24 protein-coding genes are annotated in these 15,607 nt (G+C 70.5%); 9 read left to right on the top strand and 15 right to left on the bottom strand.

Annotated features, from left to right (window positions below):
* Positions 1–3: 3 nt before the first annotated feature.
* Complete coding sequence (locus tag Q333_RS0103780; protein ID WP_029415415.1) at positions 4–405, bottom strand: DUF6249 domain-containing protein; 402 nt, start codon at positions 403–405, stop codon at positions 4–6.
* A 221-nt stretch (positions 406–626) separates the two neighbouring features.
* Between Q333_RS0103780 and Q333_RS0103775 the strand changes: the two genes are divergently transcribed.
* Entirely contained in the window at positions 627–932 is a 306-nt protein-coding gene (locus tag Q333_RS0103775; RefSeq protein WP_029415414.1) for a UrcA family protein, read from the top strand.
* On the opposite strand, the gene Q333_RS0103770 is transcribed toward Q333_RS0103775, so the two are convergent.
* The 3 genes from Q333_RS0103770 to Q333_RS0103760 are packed head-to-tail and all read right to left on the bottom strand — an operon-like array spanning position 922 to position 2,182.
* Complete coding sequence (locus tag Q333_RS0103770) at positions 922–1,236, bottom strand: hypothetical protein (RefSeq protein ID WP_029415413.1); 315 nt, start codon at positions 1,234–1,236, stop codon at positions 922–924. The genes Q333_RS0103775 and Q333_RS0103770 overlap by 11 nt on opposite strands.
* Positions 1,226–1,750, bottom strand: coding sequence for an RNA polymerase sigma factor (locus Q333_RS0103765; RefSeq protein ID WP_029415412.1), 525 nt, complete (start codon positions 1,748–1,750; stop codon positions 1,226–1,228). The genes Q333_RS0103770 and Q333_RS0103765 overlap by 11 nt, the downstream gene beginning before the upstream one ends.
* Before the next feature lie 24 nt (positions 1,751–1,774).
* Entirely contained in the window at positions 1,775–2,182 is a 408-nt protein-coding gene (locus Q333_RS0103760) for a hypothetical protein (protein ID WP_029415411.1), read from the bottom strand.
* A gap of 130 nt (positions 2,183–2,312) precedes the next feature.
* On the opposite strand from Q333_RS0103760, the gene Q333_RS0103755 reads away from it, so the two are divergent.
* Positions 2,313–2,552 carry a DUF2188 domain-containing protein gene (locus Q333_RS0103755; protein ID WP_029415410.1) on the top strand — a complete coding sequence of 80 codons (240 nt, stop codon included), beginning with the start codon at positions 2,313–2,315 and terminating at the stop codon, positions 2,550–2,552.
* Here Q333_RS0103755 and Q333_RS0103750 read toward each other — a convergent pair.
* Complete coding sequence (locus Q333_RS0103750; protein ID WP_029415409.1) at positions 2,549–2,896, bottom strand: ArsC family reductase; 348 nt, start codon at positions 2,894–2,896, stop codon at positions 2,549–2,551. The two genes, Q333_RS0103755 and Q333_RS0103750, sit on opposite strands and share 4 nt — an antisense overlap.
* A 73-nt stretch (positions 2,897–2,969) precedes the next feature.
* On the opposite strand from Q333_RS0103750, the gene Q333_RS0103745 reads away from it, so the two are divergent.
* Positions 2,970–3,533: a hypothetical protein gene (locus Q333_RS0103745; protein ID WP_029415408.1), complete on the top strand. Its 564-nt coding sequence runs from the start codon at positions 2,970–2,972 to the stop codon at positions 3,531–3,533.
* 19 nt (positions 3,534–3,552) lie between these two features.
* Here the strand turns inward: Q333_RS0103745 and Q333_RS17245 are convergent, their stop codons facing one another.
* From Q333_RS17245 to infA, 4 genes are read right to left on the bottom strand one after another with little or no spacing between them, the layout of a single operon-like run.
* Positions 3,553–3,714 (bottom strand): DNA gyrase inhibitor YacG, encoded by a 162-nt coding sequence (locus Q333_RS17245; RefSeq protein ID WP_084175720.1) that lies wholly within the window; start codon positions 3,712–3,714, stop codon positions 3,553–3,555.
* 4 nt (positions 3,715–3,718) lie between these two features.
* Entirely contained in the window at positions 3,719–4,747 is a 1,029-nt protein-coding gene (locus Q333_RS0103735) for a S1 domain-containing protein (RefSeq protein WP_029415407.1), read from the bottom strand.
* Entirely contained in the window at positions 4,744–5,319 is a 576-nt protein-coding gene (locus Q333_RS0103730) for a Maf family protein (protein ID WP_029415406.1), read from the bottom strand. Before Q333_RS0103730 ends, Q333_RS0103735 begins: the two co-directional genes overlap by 4 nt.
* A 10-nt stretch (positions 5,320–5,329) precedes the next feature.
* A complete protein-coding gene (gene infA / locus Q333_RS0103725; RefSeq protein WP_008261544.1) occupies positions 5,330–5,548 on the bottom strand; it encodes a translation initiation factor IF-1 in 219 nt (72 codons plus the stop codon).
* A gap of 183 nt (positions 5,549–5,731) precedes the next feature.
* Here infA and Q333_RS0103720 point away from each other — a divergent pair, with 183 nt between their 5' ends.
* Complete coding sequence (locus Q333_RS0103720; protein WP_029415405.1) at positions 5,732–6,190, top strand: RidA family protein; 459 nt, start codon at positions 5,732–5,734, stop codon at positions 6,188–6,190.
* Between the two features lie 7 nt (positions 6,191–6,197).
* On the opposite strand, the gene Q333_RS0103715 is transcribed toward Q333_RS0103720, so the two are convergent.
* Entirely contained in the window at positions 6,198–6,908 is a 711-nt protein-coding gene (locus tag Q333_RS0103715; protein ID WP_029415404.1) for a hypothetical protein, read from the bottom strand.
* Between the two features lie 116 nt (positions 6,909–7,024).
* Between Q333_RS0103715 and mntR the strand changes: the two genes are divergently transcribed.
* Positions 7,025–7,459 carry a manganese-binding transcriptional regulator MntR gene (gene mntR / locus Q333_RS0103710; RefSeq protein WP_035293680.1) on the top strand — a complete coding sequence of 145 codons (435 nt, stop codon included), beginning with the start codon at positions 7,025–7,027 and terminating at the stop codon, positions 7,457–7,459.
* 5 nt (positions 7,460–7,464) lie between these two features.
* Here mntR and Q333_RS0103705 read toward each other — a convergent pair whose 3' ends face one another.
* Complete coding sequence (locus Q333_RS0103705; RefSeq protein ID WP_029415402.1) at positions 7,465–7,941, bottom strand: glycohydrolase toxin TNT-related protein; 477 nt, start codon at positions 7,939–7,941, stop codon at positions 7,465–7,467.
* Positions 7,942–8,074: 133 nt separating this feature from the next.
* On the opposite strand from Q333_RS0103705, the gene Q333_RS0103700 reads away from it, so the two are divergent.
* The gene (locus Q333_RS0103700; protein WP_029415401.1) at positions 8,075–9,505 is read left to right on the top strand and encodes an amidase; all 1,431 of its coding nucleotides are present in this window, start codon (positions 8,075–8,077) and stop codon (positions 9,503–9,505) included.
* On the opposite strand, the gene Q333_RS0103695 is transcribed toward Q333_RS0103700, so the two are convergent.
* Genes Q333_RS0103695 through tadA form a run of 3 tightly spaced genes read right to left on the bottom strand, consistent with a single transcriptional unit; the run spans position 9,502 to position 11,642 of the window.
* Complete coding sequence (locus Q333_RS0103695; protein WP_051651096.1) at positions 9,502–10,674, bottom strand: class I SAM-dependent methyltransferase; 1,173 nt, start codon at positions 10,672–10,674, stop codon at positions 9,502–9,504. The genes Q333_RS0103700 and Q333_RS0103695 overlap by 4 nt on opposite strands.
* A 42-nt stretch (positions 10,675–10,716) precedes the next feature.
* Positions 10,717–11,133: an MliC family protein gene (locus Q333_RS0103690; protein WP_029415399.1), complete on the bottom strand. Its 417-nt coding sequence runs from the start codon at positions 11,131–11,133 to the stop codon at positions 10,717–10,719.
* 26 nt (positions 11,134–11,159) lie between these two features.
* Positions 11,160–11,642, bottom strand: a complete 483-nt coding sequence (gene tadA, locus Q333_RS0103685; RefSeq protein WP_029415602.1) for a tRNA adenosine(34) deaminase TadA — start codon at positions 11,640–11,642, stop codon at positions 11,160–11,162.
* Here tadA and Q333_RS0103680 point away from each other — a divergent pair.
* The 3 genes from Q333_RS0103680 (at position 11,631) to Q333_RS0103670 (ending at position 15,066) form a co-directional block, all read left to right on the top strand.
* The gene (locus tag Q333_RS0103680) at positions 11,631–13,157 is read left to right on the top strand and encodes a pseudouridine synthase (RefSeq protein WP_029415398.1); all 1,527 of its coding nucleotides are present in this window, start codon (positions 11,631–11,633) and stop codon (positions 13,155–13,157) included. The two genes, tadA and Q333_RS0103680, sit on opposite strands and share 12 nt — an antisense overlap.
* Before the next feature lie 3 nt (positions 13,158–13,160).
* Positions 13,161–13,724: a 16S rRNA (guanine(966)-N(2))-methyltransferase RsmD gene (gene rsmD, locus Q333_RS0103675; RefSeq protein WP_029415397.1), complete on the top strand. Its 564-nt coding sequence runs from the start codon at positions 13,161–13,163 to the stop codon at positions 13,722–13,724.
* A gap of 328 nt (positions 13,725–14,052) precedes the next feature.
* A complete protein-coding gene (locus Q333_RS0103670) occupies positions 14,053–15,066 on the top strand; it encodes a Kelch repeat-containing protein (protein ID WP_029415396.1) in 1,014 nt (337 codons plus the stop codon).
* On the opposite strand, the gene Q333_RS0103665 is transcribed toward Q333_RS0103670, so the two are convergent.
* A complete protein-coding gene (locus tag Q333_RS0103665; protein WP_029415395.1) occupies positions 15,063–15,554 on the bottom strand; it encodes a low molecular weight protein-tyrosine-phosphatase in 492 nt (163 codons plus the stop codon). The genes Q333_RS0103670 and Q333_RS0103665 overlap by 4 nt on opposite strands.
* Positions 15,555–15,607: the final 53 nt, after the last annotated feature.

Below are 15,607 nucleotides of genomic sequence, written 5' to 3'. Positions count from 1 at the left end.
GCCTCAGTCCTTGTTCTTGTTGAAGAAGCTCAGGACGATGAACGCCAGGCCGATCGTGGCGGGGATGGCCGCGATGCCCAGCAGGCCGCCAAAGTCGGGACCTTCCCAACCGTCGCTGCCCCAGCGCATCTCGCTGATGGTGCCGAAGGCGGCCAGGCCAATGCCGACGGCCAACCAGATGATTCCCTGGCGCAGGTCGCGGCTGCGCGACGGCAGGTTGCGGGTCGCCTCCTTGCTGAGCGCGTCAATGACTTCGGGCGGAAGGGGTTGTCCCTTTTCGATCGCGGCGCGCACGGTCTGCTGAACTTCGCGGCGGTCCCGGCTCTTGAGCCAGCTCGGCCCAACGATGATGGCGACCAGCGACGCAAAGATCGTCCCGACGATGAGAACAGGTGTGAGTTCCATTGTGATCCCTCTGATGCGGATGGCCGGAGCCTGATGCCCGGGCCTTCTGATCACAAGAGGCGGTTGGGCGGCCCGGCGGATGCGCGAACGGACGTGAAATCTTCGTAAGGCGACGCCCGGATCGGATGGACGAAACTTAATGCTCCGCTTCGCATCCGCGCGGCGAGGGTGGCGGCTCTGAAGAGCAGGCGATCCCGCCTGCCCTTTCCGGAGCTTGTCTTATGTCCGTGTCCCTGATCCTTGCCGCAGCCCTGATGACCCCGGCCGCACCCTCCGCGGAGCCGGAACTGCGGGTGGCCATCGGCGATCTCGACTTCACCCGACCCGCCGACCAGGACGCCTTCGTCCAGCGTGTTCGCGACGCGAGCCGCGCCTTCTGCGATAGGCACCTTGAGGTCGTCACGCCCGACCGTCTCGGCGATCCCGCGATCTGCCGCTCCGAGATGCGCCGTCTCGCCTACCGCGCCCTGCCGGACCGCCAGCGCGGAGAGATCGCCAGCACCGGACGCTATCGCGTCATCCGATAGGCGACAGTCTGCGACCGGCCGCGACGCTCGTGACGACGGCCAGCGCCGTCAGAGCCAGGATCGTCGCGGCCGGGGCCAGCGTCTCGGCCAGCCCGTCGACCACCGGCCCTAGCAAGGGCCCGAGCACCCACAGCAGGACGCTGGCGGCGATTGTCCAGGGCACAAGGGCGGCAACGGTCGCCACAGCCCGGCGACGCGCGATTTTCGCCGCGACCCGGGCCTCGAAGGCCAGGTCGCGCGCCGGAGGCAATGCATCGGCAAAGAACGCGGACAGGGCTCGGTCGGCCATCGGATCAGACGTCATGCGGCTCTCCTGTCAGAGCGGCCAGCAATCGCGTCCGGCCCCGGGTGACATGGGACTTCACCGTGCCGAGGGGAAGCCCCAGGATAGAGGCTGCTTCCTGATGGGAGAAACCGTCGGCGAGACACAGCGCGATACAGGCCCTCTGGTCTGTCGGCAGGTCGCCCACGGCCGCCTCCAGGGCCATTCGATCTTCCGGTGAGATTCCAGCGGAGGCCTCTGACACCTCCACCCAGGCCCGGCCCCGCGCTTGGTCGCGCAGTCCGGACCGCAGGGCATCCTGGGCCTTCTTCCAGGCGATACCGAACAGCCAGGGGCGAAACCGCGCCGGATCCTTCAGGCGGCCCAGCGATGTCCAAGCCGCGACGAACGTCTCCTGCGCCACGTCGTCCGCCAGATCGAACCCGCCCAGCGTCCGCCGCAGAAAGGCCCGCAGCGGGGCCTGGTGCGCGGCGACCAGCCGGGCGAAGGCGGCGTCCGACCCCGCCCTCGCGGCCGCCACCAGGGCGACGTCCATCGTCTCCTGCCCCACGCCGCTGCATCAGTCCTTCGGACGCTTGCCGAACATCAGCGTCACGCCCGTCGCGGCTGCCAGCGCCCCCATGACAAAGGCCACGATCAGGAAGGCGTCGCCGGCGTCATACATATTGGCCCAGGCGGCGTAGCCGAACCCTCCGGCCAGGATGGTGAAGAGCACGAGCGAGAACAGGCTGCCATTCCGTCCGCCGCTTGGCGAGCTGTAGGCCCGGCTCTCAGTCTCCGCGTCGATCGGCCGTTCCAACACTCTCAGCAGAGCCTCGGGCGGCTGCTCGCCTTTCTGGGCGTAGGTCTCGATCAGCTTCAGCGTTGCGCGCTGCCGCCGATAGTTGAGCAGGCTGGAGAACCCGATCGAGACAAACCACGCCAGAGGAAACAGCAGCCACCAATAGGATCGAAAAAGGTCTTCCATCGCTTTCACCCCTTATATGCGCCGGCCCATCGCCCGCGTTTTCGATCCCTGGTCGTCGCCGACGGTCCGAATGGATGCACGGCGCGAAGAAAATGCGATGATCGTTGACGAACCCCAGCCGGAGCCCATCATGAGCCACGTCACCTATCGCATCGTCGAGCACGACGGAGGCTGGGCCTACAAGGTAGGCGACACCTTCTCGGAGACCTTCCCGAACCACGATGCGGCCAAGGCAGCGGCGGTGCGGGCCAGCCGCGAGCAGCGGGTGTCGGACCAGACGGCCTACATCGAGTACGAGGACACGGCGGGCACCTGGATCACGGAACGCGCCGATGGCCACGACCGCCCCGACACCGATGTCGAAGGTTAGCCGAACGCGGCGGCGTAGGCCTCGGGCTTGAAGCCGACCAGGGTGCGGTCGCCGAGGTCCAGCACCGGCCGCTTGATCATCGAGGGCTGGGCCAGCATCAAGGCGATGGCCTTGTCGGCGGTCAGGTCCGAGCGGTCGGCCTCTGGCAGGGCGCGAAAGGTCGTCCCGGCGCGATTCAGGACCGTTTCCCAGCCGTGGGTGGCGACCCAGGCTTCCAGCATCGCGCGGTCGACCCCGGCCTTCTTGTAGTCGTGGAATGCATAGGCTCGGCCGTTCTGGTCCAGCCAGGTCCGCGCCTTCTTGACCGTGTCGCAGTTGGGGATGCCGTAGAGGGTCGGTGTCATGGAACCGAGATAGTCCGCAGCCCCGTCGCGCGGCAAGGGCGGCGCACACCCTGTTCGCCTTCTGGAGACCATGATGCGCCGCCTGTCCCTGATCGCTCTTGTCGCCCTGGCCGCGTGCTCGGAAGCCCAGCCCGAGCCGGCCGCCAAGGCCCTGACAGAAGCCCCCACCGCGCCCGCCGTTATCCCGGACGCCACGAGGGGCTTCGCCGAGGGCGTGCGGATCGCCTGGGCGAACGGTCAGGCTGTCACGCCGGAGGAAACCATCCAGCTGGTCGGGCTGAACGGACCGGAGGGGGCGCTCGTCGGGCTTGAGGCCGGGCAACCCGGCTCGCGCTGGACAACAGTGCTGGCAGGCATTGCCTCGGGGGAACCCGCCTGGCTGAACGTGGCCGCGGCGCTGGAGCCGGGCGTCTCCGGCGAACGGGCCGAGGAATTGGATACGGCGCTGAAGGCTGCGCTGGCGACGGACCCGGCGGCGACGCTGCGGGTTCTGGAAGTCGCGCGCCAACGGATGTCGCCTGCGGTCGTGTGCGGCGGCGACACTCGCGTGAAGAGCCTGCTGCGACCGGCCGTACAAACGGTGACGGACCCGGCGCTCGAGGCCAAGCGGACCGCCTGTCTCGAGGCCCTCGGCTAAACCGCGCTGGTCGTTCTGATCAGGGCCCCTCCTCCGGCGGCGCTTCATCCTCGTCATCGACCGGCAGGACGTAGGCGCCCGACAGCCACCGCTGCAGATCGACGTCGGCGCAGCGCCGCGAGCAGAAGGGCTTGTACTCCGGCGCGGTGGGGTTCCGGCGGCAGATGGGACAGACGGACATCGCCTCAGGCCTCCTCGATGTCGGCAAAGCCGACGCGCACGCCCGGGTCCGCGACGACGGCGGCGCGGGGGCCGAGGCGGGCGGCGAGCGGAGCGGCGATCGCGGCCTCGTCGGGGTGACACCGGGCGGTGAAGCGGGGTGTCGCCGTATCCTGCAACACCCGCATCCGCAGTCGGCGGACGGTGTCGATGGCGGTGGTCGTCAAGGCCCGCCCGCCGTCCCGGCCGTGCAACCGCTCCTCGATCGGCGTCGCCCTCCACGGCAGGGATAGCTGCAACACCCCAAAGCGGTTCAACGGCCCGAACACCGCTTCCGGCTCGTCGAAGGCGACGCGGGCGGCGGCGGCGATGGCCTCCGCGTTCAGCCGGGTTCCGACCAGATCGACGGCGACCAGCCCGCCCCAGCTCTTCAGCCGGATCAGGCGAGCGGCGTGCTTGAGCCCCTCGACGTTCGCGCGCTGGCGGCCTCGTTTGGGGTCCTGACCCGGCAGATGGGCATAGTCGATATCCACGGCGATCATCGCGCGGGTCCGCTGCACCGCGAAGTCCAGCGCCAGATCGGCGAAGACATCCCCCTGCCCCATCGCCTCTTCCTCGGCGTCCCACGACGCCTGGATGGCGGCGGGACCCGTCTGGACCGGAACGCCCGGCGCGACCCGGGCCAGCGCGGCGGCCACATCCGGACCCGGGCTGAGCAAGCGTGGAGGGCCGTCGGCGAGGCCGATCCGACGCACGGTCGGACCCTTGCGCTCTCGCGGCTCAGCCGTCACCTCGACCTCGATAAATTCGCCCTCCCGCAGGCGCGGCCTCTGGCCGTGCGGCAGGAAGGCGGGGCGACCGGGCGAGCCCATGTCCACGAAGGCGGCGTCGAAAGCGGCCTCCACATCGACCACACGCCCGACCGAACGCGCGCCCAGTCGATCCTGCGGCGGGTCGTCCTCACGCTGGATGATCAGCCGCTCGAACCGGCCGTTCCGGGCCACGATCCCGCGCGTCTCGCCGGGTGTGTCGTCGAGGAAGACCTCGATAGTCACCGCCGCCACCCGGCCCCGACGAGCAGGTTGACCGTCTCCGGCAGGGGCAGGCCCATGACCGCCGGATGACTGCCAACGATGCGGGTGACGAAGGCCGCAGCCGGTCCCTGAATGCCATAGCCGCCCGCCTTGCCGCGCCAGTCGCCACCCGCGACGTAGGCCCCGACCTCGGCGTCCGACAGCCGCTTGAAGGTCACGCGCGTCTCGACCACCCGATGCGCGGTGCGCGCGGCGGTCGCGCAGGCGACGGCGGTGAAGACCCTGTGATTACGTCCCGCCAGCAGGCGCAGGAACCGCTCGGCTTCCGCTTCGTCGGCGGGCTTTTCCAGCAGACGGCGGCCCACAGCGACGACGGTGTCGGCCGACAGGACCACCGCCCCGGGATGACGCGTCAGGACGGCCTCGGCCTTGGCCCGAGCCAGGCGCGCGGCCAGCCGCGGCGGCTGCTCGGCCTTCAGCGGGGTCTCATCGATGTCGGCGGGGTCGATGTGGTCGGGAACGATCCCGACCAGCGCCAGCAGTTCGATGCGGCGCGGGCTGGCCGAGGCCAGCACCAGGGGGGGGCGCGACATGCGCGCGCCCTTACTTGAAGCGATAGGTGATGCGGCCCTTGGTCAGGTCATAGGGCGTCATCTCGACCAGGACCTTGTCGCCGGCCAGGACGCGGATGCGGTTCTTGCGCATCTTGCCCGCCGTGTGGGCGATGATTTCGTGGTCGTTCTCGAGCGTCACCCGGAACGTCGCGTTCGGCAGCAGTTCCGACACCGTGCCGGGAAACTCGAGCAGTTCTTCCTTGGCCATGCGGCCTCCCACGCCCCGTGGATACGAATCGAGGCTCGCGCCGGGCGGGGACGCGAGCCGTAAGGAGCGGGCCTAATGCACGAAAACGGGCGGATAGTCGAGTTCCCCGCCTGCGTCGCGCGAAGGGGAGACGCCGACGGTTCGACGCGCTAAACGCCCCGGCGAAACTCCAGGGAGTCCACCATGAGCATCGCCGCCCGCCTGACCGAACTCGGCATCGTCCTGCCCCAGCCCGCCGCCGCCGTGGCCAACTATGTGCCGTTCGTGCGCGCCGGGAACCTGCTGCACATCTCCGGCCAGCTGTCGAACGATGCGTCCGGCGGCATCAAGGGCGTGGTCGGCGAGGACGTCAGCCCCGAGCAGGCCCAGGCCGGCGCTCGCCTGTGCGGCATCAACCTCCTGGCCCAGATGAACGCCGCGCTGGACGGCGATCTGGAACGGGTGGTCCGCGTCGTGAAGCTGGGCGGCTTCGTCCAGGCCGGTCCGGGCTTCCATGCCATTCCAGCCGTGATCAACGGCTGCTCGGACCTGATGGTTGAGGTGTTCGGCGACAAGGGCCGCCACGCCCGCTCGGCCGTCGGCGTCTACCAGCTGCCCCTGGGTTTCGCCGTCGAGGTCGATGCCGTGATCGAGGTCGCCTGACCCCCGCTCACAGGCGATCGTCGAACCGGGGAATGACCAGCTCGGGGTCGGCCCGGTCGGCTTCCGGGCGCGCCAGTTCGACCGGAGTCGGAAGGCGAAGACGCTGATCCGTCAGCCTCAGCAGCGGGGGCGGAAGGGCGCCCCGATCGGCGGCGGCGCGTCGCCATGCCGCCTGGCCCGCGAACAGGGCGGCGGCTCCTGCGGCAGCGCCTGCGAAGAACAGCGTCAGGGCGGCGGCGGCGCCTTCCCACCAGGGTGATGCAGGCGCGGCGACCTCGTCCGTTTCCAGCCCGCTGCGGGACGGCTGGCGTGTTGCCGAGGGCTCGGCGAGGCGCATCACCTCCCCTCCCCGGGCCATCAGCATCGGCGCGTTGACGCGCGGGACCAGGGCGTAGGCGCCGGTGCCCGTCCGGACCAGGGCTACGTCCTGATCCAGCAAGGCCGTGCCGAAGTCTCTCAGCAAGGCGTCTTCCGAATACCAGCCGTCCGCCCGGAAGGTCACGACGGCGTCGACCGCCGGGTCGATCTCCAGATCATGCGCCAGCGCCCCCGACACGATGTCGGTCGCCGCTTCCGACGCCGGGGTGTCGGTGAAGCTGAAGACGTAGAACTGCAACGGCTCGGCCGCTTGCGGGACCCCGCCCGTTCGCGGCGCCGCGATCGCGGGCGCGATCGCGAACAGGCCCAGCAGCACAGCGAGGAGCAGACGCTTCAGCATGGAGACGCTCGATACCACGGCTTGCCCTTGGCGCCCCTTCACGACAGGACGATGAAATCGCGCTCGCATGGTCTAGCATCCGACTCGCGCGGGGTGACCGCGTTCTGGAGCCCGCCGTGGACGAACCCTTCAGCGCCGCCCGCAGAGCCGCCGCCTTCCGGCGCATGCGCGACGCCCGCTCCAGCGAGGTGGCGGAGGACTATGTCGAACTGGTCGGCGACCTGATCGCCGAGACCGGCTCTGCGCGGCTGACGGATCTGGCCGATTGCCTGGGCGTCGCGCCCGCGACGGCGGCCAAGGTGCTGCAGAGGCTCCATCGCGAGGGCCTGGTCGATGTGCGCCCCTATCGCTCCATCGCCCTGACGGAGGCGGGCGAGCGCATGGCCGACGCGTCGCGCGAACGTCACCGCATCGTCCACGATTTCCTCCTGGCGCTGGGCGTGACCGGCGAGACGGCCGAGGCCGACGCCGAGGGCATAGAACATCACGTCAGCCCCGAAACCCTGCGCCTGTTCGCCGAGTTGACAATCCGGCTTCGCGGCGACGCCTGACGCCGTCACGGCAAGGGAATCGGCTCCGAGAAGCTGTCGGGAGGGATCAGCTGCAACAGCTGGACCTGCCGCCCGCCGCCGGGCTGTCCGAAAGCGGGCGCGGCGACGCCGACCTTCATCCGCGTGCCCGCCGGCACGGTGACCACGACATACTGCTCGGCCGTGTTCTCGGGCGGCAGGGCCAGGCTCTGGCGGACGACCTCGCGCGACGTCGGCGCCGTGGGCGACAGCCAGGCCCCCAGCCGGTTCGCCCCGCCGCCGTAGGCCCGGTAGAAGGTCAGGACCCGATCGGTCGTAACCTCCTCGACCGGCCCGGCCCAGGCCTCGACCAGTACGGCGGGCGGCGGGGCATAGACCGTCGTCGGCGCAGAGGGCGTGGCGCAGGCCGCCAGCCCCAGCGTGATCGCCATCGACAGCATCAGGACCGGCGTCGCCACGAGGCGGCGCGCGGCGGACAGAGTCCGGATGATCGTGATGGTCATGGAAGCCTCCCCCTCAGCAGCAAGGCTACACCCCTCAACGCGGACGGCAAGCCGCAGCCGGGCAGGCTGTTCATGCGCGCGATCAAAGGTCTAGGGTGTCGACAACGCCGGAGCGGCGATGGGGAGCGTTACGATGAAGACGAAGATGATGCTGGCCGTTTCGGCTGCGGTGCTGGTCCTGGCGGGCGCGGCGAACGCCCAGACCTGGGGCGGCCCTCGCGCGGTCCTGCATGACGAGACTACGGCCAACAGCGTGATCCTCTGGACCCCCGGCCTCGGAGCGGTCGAGTGGTCAGCGGAAGACGGCATCGCGGGCATGCCCATCCTGCTGAAGGACAATATCGAGACCCGCGACATGCCCACGACCGCCGGCTCGCTGGCGCTCGCCGACAATGCTCCGGGCCGCGACGCGCCGCTGGTCGCCCGCCTGCGCGACGCCGGCGCGGTGATCCTGGGCAAGACCAACCTTTCGGAGTGGGCCAACATCCGCTCGTCCAACTCCATCTCGGGCTGGAGCGCGGTCGGCGGCCTGACGGTCAATCCCTATGACCGGACGCGCACCGCCTGCGGCTCGTCCTCGGGCTCGGCGACGGCGGTGGCGACGGGGCTCGCCCCGGCCGCGATCGGCACGGAGACGGACGGGTCCATCACCTGCCCGGCCTCGGTCAACGGTGTCGTGGGCTTCAAGCCGACCGTGGGCCTGGTCAGCCGCACGCACGTCGTGCCGATCAGCCACAGCCAGGACACCGCCGGCCCGATCGCCGTGGACGTGGCCACCGCCGCGACCGTCCTGACCGCCATCGCCGGGACCGATCCGGCCGATGCGGCGACGTCGGAGGCGGACGCGCGCCGGACCGACTATCGCGCCGCGCTCGACACCGGATCGCTGCGCGGAACCCGGCTGGGCGTGCTCCGGTACGGCGTGACCAACTATTCGGCCGACACCCAGGCCGCGTTCGAGGCGGCGCTGGCGTCGCTCCGCGCCGCAGGAGCCGAACTGGTCGAGATCACGACCGCGCCGCAGACGCAGGGCATCGGCCAGATGGAGCTGACCGTCCTGATGTACGAGCTGAAAGCCGATCTGAACGCCTACCTCGCCTCGACCGACCCGACGGAGGTGCCGACGCGGACCCTGGCCGAGGTCATCGCCTTCAACGAGCGCGAAAGCCGCGAAACCGTCCTGTTCGGCCAGGAGCTGCTCCTGCAGGCCGAGGCGACCAGCGGGCTGGACAATCCCGACTACATCGCCGCGCGCGCCAACTCGCTGCGGATGGCGGGACCCGAGGGCATCGACCGCATGCTGAGCGAGAACAATGTCGTGGCGCTGGTCGCGCCCTCGACCTCGCGCGCCTGGACCAACGACAGGGAGGACGAGGACAACGGTCAGGGCTCGGCCAGCCGCCTGCCGGCCATCGCCGGCTATCCGCACCTGACCGTGCCGATGGGCCTGGATCGCGGTATGCCGGTGGGGATCAGTTTTATCGGTGCCAAGTGGGACGACGCCCGCATCCTGTCGCTGGGCTATGCCTATGAACAGGCCAGCCCGCGCCCGCCGCGCCCCTAGCGGACGGTCATCCAGAACGACGCGCCATAGAGGTTGAGGTCGGCCATCTTGCCCGGCCTCAGCTTCGCGTTCGCCCGCGCCGAGAGCTCCGAATCCTGGTGGACGAACCAGCAGGGGAACAGCATCTCGAACCGGTCGGGGCCGAACAGCAGCGCCGTCGCCAGCAGATACTGCTCGTTCCACAGCCGCGACAGGTGGCCGGAGATGTAGTCGTACGGCAGGTAGATGTCGTGCACATGCACGATCACGCCCGGCTTCACCCGCGGCAGGATCTCCAGGAAGAAGACCGTCACGTCAGAGCCCTGGAAGCTGCGGTGCGAGCTGTCCAGGAACAGGATGTCGCCCGGCTCCAGCGCCTCGAACAGCGTCAGGTCGCAGTCCTCCAGCGGCGAGCGGATGACGACGTCGACCATCTCGTCGATCTGGTTCCTCGGCTGGGGATCGATCGAGGTCATGTGCGTGCGCAGGCCGTACTTCTCGACCGCGCGCCTGGCGAACTTGGTGGAGATGCCCGAGCCGATCTCGATGAAGCGGGCGGGGTTCTCGCGCTTCAGGATTTGCGTCAGCACCATGCCGTCCAGCGGCGGGAACCAGCCGTTCAGCCACAGCGGGTTGCGCATCTCATAGGTGCCGAAGGTCGGGATGTCGGCGTAGTCGCCGATGCTGTCGCCGATCTCGTCGATCAGGGCGACGTAGCGGTCGCGGCCGGTCTCCAGGATGGCGGTCAGCTCGGGGTGAGACGGCTTGCCCTCCCCCTGGCGCACGATGGCCTTGTAGTCGTAGTCGACGATCTTGAACGGGTGCTCGGCCTGCTCATGCGAGAAGGGGATGATGTCGGGCATCGCTTTCATGCCCGCCGTCGACCGGTCCCAGGCCTGCCGGGCGCCCTCGACATCGCCGGCGCGCTGAAGGGCTGCGGCCAGATCGCGCCAGACCTTGGCGTTGTTCGGGACGCCCGCGACCACCGTCCGCAGCGCCTCGATGCCCTGTTCGACCTTGCCCAGCTTGACCAGGCTGACGCCCCACAGATGGCGGGTCGGCAGATGGTCCGGCGCATCCCTCAGGATGCGACCGAAGGTGATCTCGGCGTGGTTCAGCAGGTGATAGCGCAGCCATTCCGCCCCGGCGGCGAAGTCCTTCTTCTGGGCGGGCGTCAGCGTCTGGGTCATGCCCGCCTCAAAGCCCACCACGCCAAGGATGACAACCCCCGGTCAGTCGATGGCGCGACAGTCGGTGGGCTCGCGCCCGTCGGCCGTCCAGGTCGCCAGCAGCCCCTCGCCGCGAAGATCATAGGCGCTGGCCCGGTACCAGATGCCGTCGGCGGCGCGCTCTCGATATAGGTCGACGGCCTCGCCGTTGGAGTTGCGCACCGTGGCCATGTCCCGGGGGTTGTCGAAATCGACGGACAGCCGCTCGCCGTTTTCGCAAAGATAGACCGTGCGGATGACGCGGTTCAGAGCCCGGTCCTGGACCTCCGCGCCGGTCCGGCGCTTCGCGGTCTGGGCCTCGACGGCCCTCTGACGGACCGCCTCCCCGTCCGTCGGGCCGTCATCTGGCGAGGGTCCGCAGGCGGTCAGGGCAAGCCCCGCGCCGATGAGCAGAAAGGTCAGCGGTTTCAGCGTCGTCATGGAGGTCCCGGTATGGCCAGGCTTGGCTAACGGGCCGAAGCGACCCCCGTTCCGCGACGCGCGCGAAAGAAGCCGCGCAGGAGCTCGCCCGCCTCGCCCGCCAGCACCCCGCCTTCTACCGTCGGCCGATGATGCAGGGTGGGCTGTTCGAACAGGCGCGGTCCGTGGATCACGGCGCCGCCCTTGGGATCGTCCGCGCCCCAGACGACCCGGCCGATGCGGGCGTGGCTGATGGCCCCGGCGCACATGGCGCAGGGCTCCAGCGTCACATAGAGGGTCAGGCCCGTCAGGCGGTAGTTGCGCAGGCGCTCGGCGGCGGCGCGCAACGCCACGATCTCGGCGTGAGCGGTGGGATCGTGTCCGGCGACGGGGCCGTTCGACCCGGTGGCCAGGACCTCGCCGGAGCTCTCGTCGACGATCACGGCGCCCACGGGCACCTCTCCCGCGTCCGCCGCCGCTTGCGCCAGGGCCAAGGCCATGCGCATGAACCGCTCATCATGGCCCGCCATCCCGACGACAACGACAAGAAGCCCTCGCCGCGTCAAGCCCTGCGCGCGCACAAGCCCGGTGACCGCCCCAAGAGCGGCGCCGCGCGGCCCGGCTCGGCATCGGCCGCGCGCTACGAGGCCCTCGACAAACCCGCAGCCGGGCGGGGATCCGGCGGCGGCCGCGCCTATGCGCCTGACAAGGGCGCGCGCCCCGACAAGCCGATCAGAGGCAAGCGCTATTCGGCCGACCCCAAGGCCGGTGGCGGCAAGCCGGGCGCCAAGGAGGCCCCCGCAGAGCCCAAGCGCACCGAACGCATCGCCAAGGCCATGGCGCGGGCCGGCATCGCGTCCCGCCGCGAGGTCGAGCGGCTGATCGGCCTGGGCAAGGTGGCCGTGAACGGCCGCATCCTCGATACGCCCGCGACGCTGGTGACCCGCGACGACGTGATCACCGTCGACGGCAAGCCCATCGCGGCGACCCAGGCCACGCGCGTCTGGCGCTACAACAAGCCGGTCGGCCTCTTGACCAGCCACAACGATCCGGCCGGGCGACCGACGGTGTTCGACGCCCTGCCCGCCGGCCTGCCGCGCGTGATTTCGGTCGGGCGCCTGGACATCAACACCGAGGGCCTGCTGCTGCTGACCAATGACGGGGAGCTGAGCCGGGCGCTGGAGCTGCCGGAGACCGCGCTGGTGCGTCAGTACCGCGCCCGGGCGCGCGGGCGGGTGACGCAGGTTGAGCTGGATCGGCTGAAGGACGGCGTGACCGTCGATGGCGTCCGCTATGGCCCGGTCGAGGCTGTCATCGACAAGGCCAAGACGAACGAAGACGGGTCGCAGTCCGCCAACCTGTGGATCAGCGTCTCCATAACCGAGGGCAAGAACCGCGAGGTGAGGAAGGTGCTGGAGAGCGTCGGCCTGACGGTCAATCGCCTGATCCGCCTGGCGTATGGGCCGTTCCAGCTGGGCACCCTGCCGACCGGCTCGGTCGAGGAGGTCGGCCCCCGTGTCATCCGCGAACTGCTGGCCCAGCACATCCGGCCCGAGAACCTGCCCCAGGGCAATACGGTCGAGACGCCCGCGCCCATCCCCGGCCGCCGCACGGGCGCGCCCAAGGTGGTCGGCAAGTCGGGCTCGGCCATCTCCGACCCGTCGAGGAAGCCCAGCCGCGTCCGCGCCGCCGAAACGGCCGCCGAGGAAGGCGCCGCCCGCGCCGCCCGTGCGCCGAAGAAGGCCGGATGGGCCAAGGCCGCGCCGAAGTTCGAGCACCCCAAGAAGGCCTTCAAGCCCCGCGCCCGGCCGGACGGCGAAGGCGGCGACGACCGGGCCAAGCGCCCGTTCAAGCCGCGCGAGGATAAGATCATCGGACCCAAGTCCCCGACCTGGGCCCGAGACGCGGACAAGGGCGGCAAGGACGGCGCCAAGCGTCCGTTCAAGCCCCGGGCCGACGGCGGGGCCGGTCGCCCGGCGGGTCGCGGCGGGCCGGGTGGAGCGCGCAAGCCTTCGGGGCCGCGCGGACCGCGCTCCGGCGGCTGAACCATGCGCATCGTCGCCGGAAAGCTGAAGGGCCGGGCCATCGTCGCGCCGGACGGCATGGGCACGCGGCCGACCTCGGACCGGGCGCGCCAGGCCATCTTCAACGTGCTGGAGCACGCCGCCTGGTCAGAGCCGCTCACGGGCGCGCGGGTCATGGACCTGTTCGCGGGCTCCGGGGCGCTCGGCTTCGAGGCCATGAGCCGGGGCGCGGCGTTCGTCCTGTTCGTCGAGACCGACGAGGACGCGCGCGGGGCCATCCGTGACAACGCCGACGCCTATGGCCTGATGGGCGCGGCCCGGGTGCATCGGAGGAGCGCCGTCGACCTGGGCGTGCGGCCCGGATCGGACGGCGAGGCCTTCGACCTGGCGTTTCTGGACCCGCCCTATGGCAAGGGGCTGGGGGAGCAGGCGCTGGCCCGGCTGATCGAGGGGAACTGGCTGAAGCCTGGGGCGATCGTGGTGTTCGAACGCGGTTCGGACGAGCCGGAGATCGACACGCCCGGCTATGAGCGGCTGGACGCGCGCGACTACGGGGCGGCGCGGGTGCTGTTCCTGAGACAGGCGTGAAAGTGACTCTCAGACTCTCACGTTCCTGGAAATGCGTTTCAAGTCATAAGGATAGGCTCACCTCTTCGTGAGAGTACGCTCTCACGGACTCCCATACCGCCTCTCGGCTTTGTCCTGGAACAATATAGGAACATCGTCTTGCGAACAAGACCCCGGCCCGTGAGGCCGGGGAGCGAAGGCGTCACAAGGCGCGGGCCGAGACCCGGTTGTCGAGCCAGCTGCGCATGCGCGCCAGGCCCTCGCGATTGACCCGATTGGGGCCGCCGTCGCCGCTGGGGTGGACGGGCCACCCATGGCGCGGGCGAGCGGGCTGTTCTAGCCTCCGGCCATGAGCCAGATCGACCGCCGCACACTGCTTGTCGCCGCCGGCGCCTTTGCCCTGCCGAGCCCGACACGGGCGCAGGCGGTGTGGGAGACCCGCGCCCCCCTTCCCTGGCCCGTTCAGGAGATCTACGCCGCCGTCTGGACCGGGCGAATCGTCACGGCGGGCGGGCTCGTGGGGCGGACGAACGCGCCCCTGCACATCGAGGACCGGGTCGGCCTCTACGATCCGGCCGCCGACGTCTGGAGCGAGGGGCCGAAGCTGCCCGAGGCCCGGCACCACCCGATGATCGTCGCCGACGGCGACCGGTTGCTGGCCATCGGCGGCTATCGTCGGGGAGACGGAGACTGGACCAATGCGACCGAGGTCTGGAGCCTGACGCCGGGGGCCGAGGCGTGGACGCCGGGACCGTCCCTGCCGACGCCCTTGGCCGAGTCCGTCGGCCTGGCCCACGCCGGGCGGGTGCATCTGGTCACCGGCCGCTCGCCGGGGGCCGAGGCCAACGCCCAGTGGCGGGATCAGGTCGACGTCGACACCCACTGGGTGCTGGCGGACGACCGGTGGGAGCGGGCGCGACCGGCCCCGATGGCCAGGAACAGCGCGGCGGGCGCGGTGCTGGACGGGGCGCTGTGGATCGCGGGCGGGCGGACGGTGACCGGCGGCGGGACCGGACGGCTGGATCGGTATGATCCGGCGGCGGATCGCTGGGAGACGCTGGCGCCCATTCCGCGCTCCACCGCGTCGGACCAGCAGGTCGGCGGGGGACTGGCGATGGTCGCTGCCAACGGAAAGCTGGTCGCGTTCGGGGGCGAGTGGTTCGCGCCGGGCGGCGGCGGGGTGTTCCGCGAAACCTGGATCTACGACCCGGCGACGGACGCCTGGAGCGCCGGGCCGGACATGCGCACGCCCAGGCACGGGCTGGCGGCGGCGGCGGTGGGGGACACGGTCTACGCCATCGCGGGCGGGGCGGTGGTGTCGGGCGGCCAGGCGGTGGGCACGGTGGAGGCCCTGACCCTCTAGGGGGCGGCCGAGGCGTCCTTCGACAGGCGCTCCACGATGGCGCGGGCGGCGGCGGCAGCGTCGGCCCAGGTGGCGTCGAAGCCCTCGGCCTCGCCGAACCAGGGATCGGCCACGGCCTGACCCGCGCGCCCCGGCACCCAGTCCAGCAGCAGGCTGAGCCGGGCTGTGCCATCGGCAGGCGCCAGGCGGCGCAGGTCCTTCAGATTGGCGTGGTCCAGGGCGACGATGTGGTCGAAGCGGGCGAAGTCGGCGCGCGTGACCTGACGGGCGCGAAGGGCCGTGATGTCGACGCCGTTCCTGGCCGCGACGGCGATGGCCCGCTCATCCGGCGGCTCGCCCGCATGCCAGTTCCCCGTGCCAGCGGAATCGACGACCAGGGCCACCCCCCGCCGCGCCGCCTCGGCCCGCAGGGCGCCCTCGGCGAGCGGCGAGCGACAGATGTTGCCGAGGCAGACGAAGAGGAGGGAGGGGGTGGGAGCGGTGTCCAACGAAGGTTCCGATTCTTGCGCTACTGGTTGCTCGTTTGCAGGACGCTGGTTGC

Origin of the sequence: Brevundimonas bacteroides DSM 4726 (assembly GCF_000701445.1) — a bacterium.
Classification (GTDB): Bacteria; Pseudomonadota; Alphaproteobacteria; order Caulobacterales; family Caulobacteraceae; genus Brevundimonas; species Brevundimonas bacteroides.
Note: the sequence above shows the minus strand (reverse complement) of the source record. Positions and strands in the feature narration are given on the sequence as shown.

Coding starts and splice junctions, on each gene's coding strand:
- Q333_RS0103780 (WP_029415415.1), bottom strand. CDS start 405: ATGGAACTCACACCTGTTCTCATCGTCGGGACGATCTTTGCGTCGCTG.
- Q333_RS0103775 (WP_029415414.1), top strand. CDS start 627: ATGTCCGTGTCCCTGATCCTTGCCGCAGCCCTGATGACCCCGGCCGCA.
- Q333_RS0103770 (WP_029415413.1), bottom strand. CDS start 1,236: ATGACGTCTGATCCGATGGCCGACCGAGCCCTGTCCGCGTTCTTTGCC.
- Q333_RS0103765 (WP_029415412.1), bottom strand. CDS start 1,750: ATGGACGTCGCCCTGGTGGCGGCCGCGAGGGCGGGGTCGGACGCCGCC.
- Q333_RS0103760 (WP_029415411.1), bottom strand. CDS start 2,182: ATGGAAGACCTTTTTCGATCCTATTGGTGGCTGCTGTTTCCTCTGGCG.
- Q333_RS0103755 (WP_029415410.1), top strand. CDS start 2,313: ATGAGCCACGTCACCTATCGCATCGTCGAGCACGACGGAGGCTGGGCC.
- Q333_RS0103750 (WP_029415409.1), bottom strand. CDS start 2,896: ATGACACCGACCCTCTACGGCATCCCCAACTGCGACACGGTCAAGAAG.
- Q333_RS0103745 (WP_029415408.1), top strand. CDS start 2,970: ATGCGCCGCCTGTCCCTGATCGCTCTTGTCGCCCTGGCCGCGTGCTCG.
- Q333_RS17245 (WP_084175720.1), bottom strand. CDS start 3,714: ATGTCCGTCTGTCCCATCTGCCGCCGGAACCCCACCGCGCCGGAGTAC.
- Q333_RS0103730 (WP_029415406.1), bottom strand. CDS start 5,319: ATGTCGCGCCCCCCCCTGGTGCTGGCCTCGGCCAGCCCGCGCCGCATC.
- infA (WP_008261544.1), bottom strand. CDS start 5,548: ATGGCCAAGGAAGAACTGCTCGAGTTTCCCGGCACGGTGTCGGAACTG.
- Q333_RS0103720 (WP_029415405.1), top strand. CDS start 5,732: ATGAGCATCGCCGCCCGCCTGACCGAACTCGGCATCGTCCTGCCCCAG.
- Q333_RS0103715 (WP_029415404.1), bottom strand. CDS start 6,908: ATGCTGAAGCGTCTGCTCCTCGCTGTGCTGCTGGGCCTGTTCGCGATC.
- Q333_RS0103705 (WP_029415402.1), bottom strand. CDS start 7,941: ATGACCATCACGATCATCCGGACTCTGTCCGCCGCGCGCCGCCTCGTG.
- Q333_RS0103700 (WP_029415401.1), top strand. CDS start 8,075: ATGAAGACGAAGATGATGCTGGCCGTTTCGGCTGCGGTGCTGGTCCTG.
- Q333_RS0103695 (WP_051651096.1), bottom strand. CDS start 10,674: ATGACCCAGACGCTGACGCCCGCCCAGAAGAAGGACTTCGCCGCCGGG.
- Q333_RS0103690 (WP_029415399.1), bottom strand. CDS start 11,133: ATGACGACGCTGAAACCGCTGACCTTTCTGCTCATCGGCGCGGGGCTT.
- Q333_RS0103680 (WP_029415398.1), top strand. CDS start 11,631: ATGGCCCGCCATCCCGACGACAACGACAAGAAGCCCTCGCCGCGTCAA.
- tadA (WP_029415602.1), bottom strand. CDS start 11,642: ATGGCGGGCCATGATGAGCGGTTCATGCGCATGGCCTTGGCCCTGGCG.
- rsmD (WP_029415397.1), top strand. CDS start 13,161: ATGCGCATCGTCGCCGGAAAGCTGAAGGGCCGGGCCATCGTCGCGCCG.
- Q333_RS0103670 (WP_029415396.1), top strand. CDS start 14,053: ATGAGCCAGATCGACCGCCGCACACTGCTTGTCGCCGCCGGCGCCTTT.